This is a genomic window from Albidovulum sp. (genome assembly GCF_041919395.1).
Taxonomy (GTDB): Bacteria; Pseudomonadota; Alphaproteobacteria; order Rhodobacterales; family Rhodobacteraceae; genus Albidovulum.
Map to the genome: position 1 here is coordinate 1 of NZ_JAYRTX010000123.1, position 7519 is coordinate 7519.

General features: G+C 67.5%; 8 protein-coding genes. 4 read left to right on the forward strand and 4 right to left on the reverse strand.

Translation table 11 applies throughout. The annotated features are described in order from the left end of the window. The 4 genes from ACMUOO_RS15580 to ACMUOO_RS15595 all read left to right on the forward strand — a co-directional run. Positions 1 to 941, forward strand: a 941-nt coding sequence (locus tag ACMUOO_RS15580; protein ID WP_413855697.1) for an isomerizing glutamine--fructose-6-phosphate transaminase, incomplete at its 5' end; no start/stop codon positions are given. 2 nt (positions 942 to 943) lie between these two features. After that, complete coding sequence (locus ACMUOO_RS15585) at positions 944 to 1618, forward strand: DNA alkylation repair protein (RefSeq protein ID WP_301918549.1); 675 nt, start codon at positions 944 to 946, stop codon at positions 1616 to 1618. A 68-nt stretch (positions 1619 to 1686) separates the two neighbouring features. Then, complete coding sequence (gene moaA, locus ACMUOO_RS15590; protein WP_301918550.1) at positions 1687 to 2688, forward strand: GTP 3',8-cyclase MoaA; 1002 nt, start codon at positions 1687 to 1689, stop codon at positions 2686 to 2688. A gap of 2 nt (positions 2689 to 2690) precedes the next feature. Then, positions 2691 to 3131 (forward strand): DUF1810 domain-containing protein, encoded by a 441-nt coding sequence (locus ACMUOO_RS15595; protein ID WP_301918551.1) that lies wholly within the window; start codon positions 2691 to 2693, stop codon positions 3129 to 3131. A 28-nt stretch (positions 3132 to 3159) separates the two neighbouring features. On the opposite strand, the gene ACMUOO_RS15600 is transcribed toward ACMUOO_RS15595, so the two are convergent. From ACMUOO_RS15600 to ACMUOO_RS15615, 4 genes are all read right to left on the reverse strand, one after another. Beyond that, positions 3160 to 4326 (reverse strand): M20 aminoacylase family protein, encoded by a 1167-nt coding sequence (locus ACMUOO_RS15600; RefSeq protein ID WP_301918552.1) that lies wholly within the window; start codon positions 4324 to 4326, stop codon positions 3160 to 3162. An 87-nt stretch (positions 4327 to 4413) separates the two neighbouring features. Then, positions 4414 to 5748, reverse strand: coding sequence for an NAD(P)/FAD-dependent oxidoreductase (locus ACMUOO_RS15605; protein ID WP_301918553.1), 1335 nt, complete (start codon positions 5746 to 5748; stop codon positions 4414 to 4416). Between the two features lie 9 nt (positions 5749 to 5757). Beyond that, positions 5758 to 6579, reverse strand: a complete 822-nt coding sequence (locus tag ACMUOO_RS15610; RefSeq protein ID WP_301918554.1) for an ABC transporter permease — start codon at positions 6577 to 6579, stop codon at positions 5758 to 5760. Beyond that, complete coding sequence (locus ACMUOO_RS15615; protein ID WP_301918560.1) at positions 6576 to 7466, reverse strand: ABC transporter permease subunit; 891 nt, start codon at positions 7464 to 7466, stop codon at positions 6576 to 6578. The genes ACMUOO_RS15610 and ACMUOO_RS15615 overlap by 4 nt, the downstream gene beginning before the upstream one ends. Positions 7467 to 7519 lie beyond the last annotated feature (53 nt).

Here is a 7519-nt window from a genome sequence, read left to right on the forward strand (position 1 = left end):
TCGTGGCCTGCGGCACGGCCTCCTATGCCTGCCTCACCGCGAAATACTGGTTCGAGAGCCTCGCCGGCCTGCCCTGCGAGGTCGATATCGGATCGGAGTTCCGCTACCGCGAACCGCCGCTGCCCGAGAACTCCTACGCGATCTTCGTCAGCCAGTCCGGCGAGACTGCGGATACGCTGGCGGCCTTGCGCTATGCTGCCGGAAAGGTGGCGAAGGTCCTCGCCATCGTCAATGTTCCCACCTCCTCCATCGCGCGCGAGGCGGACGTGGCGCTGCCGATCCTCGCCGGCGTCGAGGTGGGCGTCGCCTCGACCAAGGCCTTCACCTGCCAGCTTCACGTGCTTCTGCTGCTCGCGCTTCAGGCGGCGCGGCAGCGGGGCCGGATCGACGACGAGGCTCTGACGCGGCACCTCGCCGATCTCGCCGCGCTGCCGGGTCTGATGAACCAGGCGCTGTCGCGCGAACCGTCCATCGCCGTGGCGGCCGCGGCCGTCGCCGAGGCGCAGGACGTCCTCTTCCTCGGCCGCGGCGCGATGTTCCCGCTGGCACTGGAAGGCGCGCTGAAGCTGAAGGAAATCAGCTATATACACGCCGAAGGCTATGCGTCGGGCGAATTGAAGCACGGCCCCATCGCGCTCATCGACAAGACCGTGCCGGTGATCGTTCTGGCGCCGCGCGACCGGCTCTTCGACAAGACCGTGTCGAACATGCAGGAGGTGATGGCGCGGCACGGCAAGGTCGTGCTTGTCACCGACCCGGCCGGGGCGAAGGAGGCGGGCGAGGGCACCTGGAAGGTCCTGACCATGCCCGAGGCGCCCGCGCTTCTCGCCCCGATCCTCTACGCGATCCCCGCGCAGCTTCTGGCCTATCACGCGGCCATCGCCAAGGGGACGGACGTCGACCAGCCGCGCAACCTGGCGAAATCGGTGACGGTGGAGTGAGCGTGACGCCGGAATCCGCGCTGGCGGACCTGCGGGCGCTGGCCGATCCCGGGCGGGCGGTGGGCGCGGCGGCCTATCACAAGGCTGCGCGGGAATACCTGGGCGTGCCGGTGCCGGCGATCACCGATCTGGCGAAGGGCTGGCGCGCGGCGCTTGATGTCCCCGGTCGCGTGGCGCTCGCCGCGGCGCTCTGGGACACCGACATTCACGAGGCGCGGATCGCCGCCGCCAAGCTTTTGACGCAGGCGCGCATCCGCGACGACGAGGCGGCCTGGCGGCTCATCGCTTCCTGGGTGCCGGACTTCGACGGCTGGGCCATCGCCGACCATGCCTGCGACGCCGGCGCGCGGCGGCTTGTGGCCGATCCCTCGCGCCTCGACGAGGTGGAGGTCTGGACCCGCGCGCCGCACCTCTGGACGCGTCGCGCCGCGCTGGTCATCACCCTGCCCTGGACGAAGCAGAACCATCCCACGGCCGCCGACCTCGCCGCCCGCGACCGGGTGCTTGGCTGGGCGGCTGCCTATGCGGACGACCGCGACTGGTTCATCCAGAAAGCCGTCGCCTGGTGGCTGCGCGATCTTTCGAAGCACGACGCCGACCGCGCCCGCGCCTTCCTCGCCGACCATGGCGCCCGGCTGAAGCCCTTCGCGCGGAAGGAGGCCGGGAAATACCTCTGAGCCCTTGCGACCACGTGGGGCGCCCTGCGCCCCTTGCCGGTCCGCCCGTCGGGGCTTACCTTGTCCCCATGACACCGCTCATCGATCCCTTCGCCCGCCCGATAACCTATCTGCGTGTCTCCGCCACGGACCGCTGCGACTTCCGCTGCACCTATTGCATGGCCGAGCACATGCAGTTCCTTCCGAAGAAGGACCTCCTGACACTGGAGGAACTGGACCGGCTCTGTTCCACCTTCATCCGGCTTGGCGTGGAGAAGTTGAGAATCACCGGGGGCGAGCCGCTGGTCCGGCGCGACATACTGACCTTCTTCCGCTCGATCTCGCGACACCTCGAAAGCGGCGCGCTGAAGGAACTGACGCTGACGACGAACGGCTCCCAGCTTGCGCGCTACGCCGGCGATCTCGCTGCTCTCGGGGTACGGCGCGTCAACGTCTCGCTCGACACGCTCGATGCCGCGAAATTCACCGCGATCACCCGCTGGGGGCGGCTCGATCAGGTCATGGAGGGTATCCGTGCGGCCAAGGCGGCGGGGCTGAGGGTCAAGATCAACACCGTGGCGCTGAAGGGCTTCAACGAGGACGAGTTGTTCCCGCTTCTCGATTGGTGCGCCGGCGAGGGCCACGACCTGACCTTCATCGAGGTCATGCCGATGGGCGAGATGGGCGAGGAGATGCGGCTCGACCAGTACTGGCCCCTGAAGGACCTCCGGGCGCGGCTCGCCGAGCGCTTCACCCTCACCGACCTCGCCGAGCGCACCGGCGGCCCCGCCCGCTACGTGCGGATCGAGGCGACGGGCCAGAAGGTCGGCTTCATCACCCCCCTCACCCACAATTTCTGCGAAAGCTGCAACCGCGTGCGGGTGACCTGCACGGGCGAGCTTTACATGTGCCTCGGGCAGGAGGACATGGCCGATCTGCGCGCGCCGCTTCGCGCCAGCGAGGGCGACGAGCTTCTGGAAGAGGCGATCCGCGCGGCCATCGCGCACAAGCCGAAGGGCCACGACTTCGACTATTCCCGCCAGAAGGTCGCGGGCCAGGTCTCGCGCCACATGAGCCACACCGGGGGCTGAGGATGCCCGACCTCGCCCGGTTCCACGATGCGCAGGCGAAAAACTTCGCCACCGCGCTTTCCGAATTGCGCTCCGGGCGCAAGGTCAGCCACTGGATGTGGTTCATCTTTCCGCAACTGAAGGCGCTCGGCCGTTCGGCGACGGCGCTCCACTATGGCATCGCCGACCTCTCCGAAGCGCACGCCTATCTCGCCGACCCCGTGCTCCGTGAGCGGCTCGACGCCTGCGCCGACGCCATCCTGGCCCATGCGGAAGAGGCGGCGGAGACGATCCTCGGCCCCGTGGACGCGCTGAAGCTCCGCTCCTCGGCCACGCTTTTCGCGCTTGCGGGCGTCGGTACCGAAACCGGCGCGCGGATGCGACGGGTGCTGGACGTCTTCTATGGCGGGGAGCCCTGTGCGCTCACGCCCGGGCTCCTCGCGCGAGAGACGGCGTCAGGCTAGGCGGCGTCCCCTACCCCCGCCCCCGCCTTCACGCGGCGGGCATCCGTGCCTCGACCATCCCGGCATACCAGCTTGCCCCGAAGGGGATCGCGTTGTCGTCGAAGTTGTAGGCCGGATGGTGCACCATCGCGGTGTCGCCATTGCCGAGAAAGATGTAGGCGCCCGGCCGTTCGTTCAGCATGAAGCTGAAATCCTCGGCCCCCATGAGCGGCGCCGTGTCGGTATCGACCCTCCCCGAGACCGAGCGCGCGACCTCGGCGGCAAAGCCGGTATTCTCGGGCGCGTTCATCGTCACCGGATAGCCGCGACGGTACTCGATCGAGGCCGTGGCGCCGAAGGCGAGTGCGGTCGCCTCGCAGATCGCCTTCACCCGCGTCTCGACGAAATCCTGCACGCCGTGGTCCATCGTCCGCACGGTGCCCTTCAGGTGCACCGTCTGCGGAATCACGTTGTAGGCCTCGCTTTCGGTGCGGAAGGTGCAGACCGAAACCACGACCTGCTTCAGGGGATCGACATTGCGGCTGGCGATCGACTGGAGCGCGATGACGATATGCGCCGCCACAAGCGTCGTGTCGATGCAGTCATGGGGCTTTGCGGCATGACCGCCCTTGCCGGTCACGACCACGTCGAACTGATCGGCCGCCGCCATCATCGCGCCCTCGCGGATCGCAAAGGTGCCGACCGGGATTCCGGGCATGTTGTGCATCCCGTAGACCTCCTGGATGCCGAAACGGTCCATCATCCCGTCCGCCACCATCTCGCGCCCGCCACCGCCGCCTTCTTCGGCGGGCTGGAAGATCACCACCGCTGTGCCGTCGAAGTTGCGCGTCTCGGTGAGGTATTTCGCCGCGCCGAGGAGCATCGCGGTATGGCCATCATGGCCGCAGGCGTGCATCTTGCCCTGCGCCTTCGAGGCATAGGGCAGCCCCGTCTGCTCGATGATCGGCAGCGCGTCCATGTCCGCCCTGAGCCCGACTACCCGGGCCCTGGTATCTGTCCGGCCCCGGATCACGCCGACGACGCCGGTCTGGCCGATCCCCTCGACAACCTCGTCGCAGCCGAAGCCGCGCAACAGGTCAGCAACCTTTCCGGCGGTGCGATGGACCTCGAACAGCAATTCGGGGTTCTCGTGGAAATCGCGGCGCCAGGCGGTGATTTCGGGCAGGAGTTCGGCGAAGCGGTTCTTGACGGGCATGGATCGGTCATTCCTGTGAGTGATGGCGGGCGCAACGGCGCATCCGCGGTGGATCGTCGGCCAAACGGCACGGCTCTGCAAGGGGGCTCAGGCCCGGTCGCTGAGGCCGTACCAGGTGTAGGCGAGCGGCAGGACCAGCCGCCGGAGCGCGCCGAAGGGAAAGCGCGCGGGCGGGCGGGACATCAGCGCCGGGGCCTGCGCCTGTCCTGTGGCGAGCCGCGCCAGCAACCGGCCCGACCAGGTGCCGAGCGCGACGCCGTTGCCGTGCCAGGCAAAGCCGGCCCAGGCGTTCGGCCAGTCGCCGATCAGCCCGACATAGGGCGTGAGCGGCCGCGTGAGGCAGACGAAACCCGACCAGAAATGCGGGGTTTCCACCGTTGCCCAGGCCGGAAACATCGTCTCGAAGTCGGCCCGCGCACGGGCACGCATGGCGTCCTGCGCGGCGGGGCTCGCGCTCGTGCCGCCGCGCAGGCCGAAGAGGAACCGGCGGTTCGGCATCAGCCGGAAGTAGTGGAGAAGCTTGCGCGTGTCGTAGGACATGGTCTGCGACGACCAGCCCTGCGCAGCGATCTCCCCCTCAGTCAGTTCGCGGGTGACGAGGATCGCCGACTGCGCCGGCAGATAGCGCCCGGCCATCCAGTCGGGCACGTCCTCCGACGAATAGCCGTTCGTCACGACGATGAGCTTCTTCGCCCTGAGCCGCCCGCGCGCGGTGCGGAGCACGTAATCCACCCCCTCCCGCGCGATACCCTCGACGGGTGAATTCTCGTAGATGCGCACACCTTCGGCCCTGGCGGCCCGCCCGAGGCCGAGGACGTATTTCAGCGGGTTGAGCGCGAAGCCAAGCTCCATCCTCAGCCCGCCGTGAAACGCCGTGCCCCCCATTCCGATCGCGGCAAGTTCGGAGGGCCCGAAAAGCTCTGCCTTCACGCCATAGTCGCGGGGAATCTCGACGACGTCGTCCTTCAGTATCTCGAATTCGCGCGCCGAATGGGCCAACGCCATCTCGCCTTCGTGGGAATGGGCGTCGGCGTCGATCCCGTAGCGGGCTAGGATCTCGCGCACTGCGTCGGGCGTTTCCTTCTGGACGCCATGCCACTCGTCCAGCCCCGCCTGTCCGAAGCGGCGGCGGAGGGTGGCAGCGCTGGCCTTGGTGCCGCCGATGGAGGCAAAGCCGCCGTTGCGGCCGGATGCGCCCCAGCCGATCCCCTCGGCCTCCACCACCGCCACGTCGGCGCCCGCGTCGCGCGCCAGATGAAGCGCGGCCGAAAGGCCGGTGAAGCCCGCGCCGAGGATCGCGACCTCGGCCCGGATCTCGCCCTCCACGGCCGCGCCGCGCGGCGGGCGCGGGATGGTCGTGTCCCAATAGCACCGCTCCACCGGGCCCTGGGTATAGGCGTGGGGTTCGTAGATGCGCCGCATCGTGCCCCCTCACGTCGTCCGGACCGCGGCCTGCTCCTCGGCCCGCTGCCGCGCGATCGACCGCTTGGACAAGAGCGAGGCGGTGACCACCCCCACCGTGACGATGCCGATCATGATCGTCGAGAGCGCGTTGATCTCGGGGCTGACGCCGAGGCGCACCGAGGAGAATATCTTCATCGGCAGCGTTGTGGACGAGGGACCGGCGGCGAAGGAGGCGATCACCAGATCGTCGAGCGACAGCGTGAAGGCGAGAAGCCAGCCCGAGATCACCGCCGGTGCGATGATCGGCAGGGTGACCGAGCGGAAGGCATCGAAGGGCGTGCATCCGAGGTCGAGCGCGGCCTCTTCCAGCGACTTGTCGAAAGTGACGAGGCGGGAGGAGACGACCACCGAGACGAAGCACATGGTGAAGGTCGTGTGCGCCAGAACGATCGTGGTCACGCCCCGGTCGAGCCCGATGGAGATGAACAGGAGAAGCATGGCGAGGCCGGTGATGACCTCGGGCATGACGATGGGCGCATAGACCATGCCGGAGAAGAGCGTCCGTCCCGTGAACCGCCCTGCCCGCACCAGCACGTAGGCCGCCATCGTGCCGAGGATCGTCGCGAGGGTGGAGGACAGCACCGCCACCTTCAGCGTGACCCAGGCCGCATCGAGGAACGCCTGGTTGGTCAGAAGCTCGCCATACCACCTTGTCGAGAATCCCGCCCAGACGGTGACGAGTTTCGACGCGTTGAAGGAGAAGATGACGAGGATCACCATCGGCAGGTAGAGGAACGCGAATCCGAGCGTGAGCGAGGTCGCGTTGAACCAGGAAAAGCGGCGGTTCACAGCCCGGCCTCCCTCTGCTTCTGTTCGTTTCGCTGGAAGAGAATGATCGGAACGATGAGGAGGAGGAGGAGCACCACCGCCACCGCAGACGCCACGGGCCAGTCGCGGTTGGCGAAGAACTCGTCATAGAGCGTCTTGCCGATCATCAGCGTTTCGTTGCCGCCAAGGATCGAGGGGATGACGAATTCGCCGAGCGCGGGGATGAAGACGAGGAAGCATCCGGCGATGACGCCGGGCCGCGACAGCGGGAAGGTGACGAGCCAGAATGCCTGGATTCTGGTGCAGCCGAGGTCCTCCGCCGCCTCGATCAGCGAGATGTCGAGCTTTTCGAGCGCCGCGTAGATCGGCAGGATCATGAACGGCAGGTAGGCATAGACGATGCCGATGTAGACCGCCGTGTTGGTGTTCAGGATGGTCAGCGGTTGGCTGGTGATGCCCGTCCACATCAGGAACTGGTTGAGGAAGCCCTCGCCCGAGAGGATGCCGATCCAGGCGTAGATGCGGATCAGGAACGAGGTCCAGAAAGGCAGGATCACCAGCATCATCAGCGTCGGACGCCATTCGTCCGGCGCCTGCGCCATGCCGTAGGCGATCGGATATGCGACGAGGAGCGTGATGGCCGTTGAGATCGCCGCGATCTTCAGGCTGGAGAGGTAGGCCTTGATGTAGAGCGCGTCCGAGGCGAGGAAAGTGAAGTTCTCGAAATCGAGCCCGTCGAGGAACTCCCGAATGCCCGCCCAGCCCTGCGAAAGGTCGAGCGTCGGCGTGTAGGGCGGGATCGAGATCGCATAGTCCGAGAGGGCGATCTTGAAGACGATCCCGAAGGGGATGAGGAAGAAGAAAAGGAGCCATGCGTAGGGCGTGGCGATCAGGAAGAGCCGGCGCAGGTTCATGGCCCCTCCCCCTCAGTGCAGCAAGAGGACGCCGGCCGTGTCCGTGA

What these genes read in the sequence shown, in the direction of transcription:
- moaA (WP_301918550.1), top strand. Translation starts at nt 1,687, where the DNA reads ATGACACCGCTCATCGATCCCTTCGCCCGCCCGATAACCTATCTGCGT.
- ACMUOO_RS15595 (WP_301918551.1), top strand. Translation starts at nt 2,691, where the DNA reads ATGCCCGACCTCGCCCGGTTCCACGATGCGCAGGCGAAAAACTTCGCC.
- ACMUOO_RS15600 (WP_301918552.1), bottom strand. Translation starts at nt 4,326, where the DNA reads ATGCCCGTCAAGAACCGCTTCGCCGAACTCCTGCCCGAAATCACCGCC.
- ACMUOO_RS15605 (WP_301918553.1), bottom strand. Translation starts at nt 5,748, where the DNA reads ATGCGGCGCATCTACGAACCCCACGCCTATACCCAGGGCCCGGTGGAG.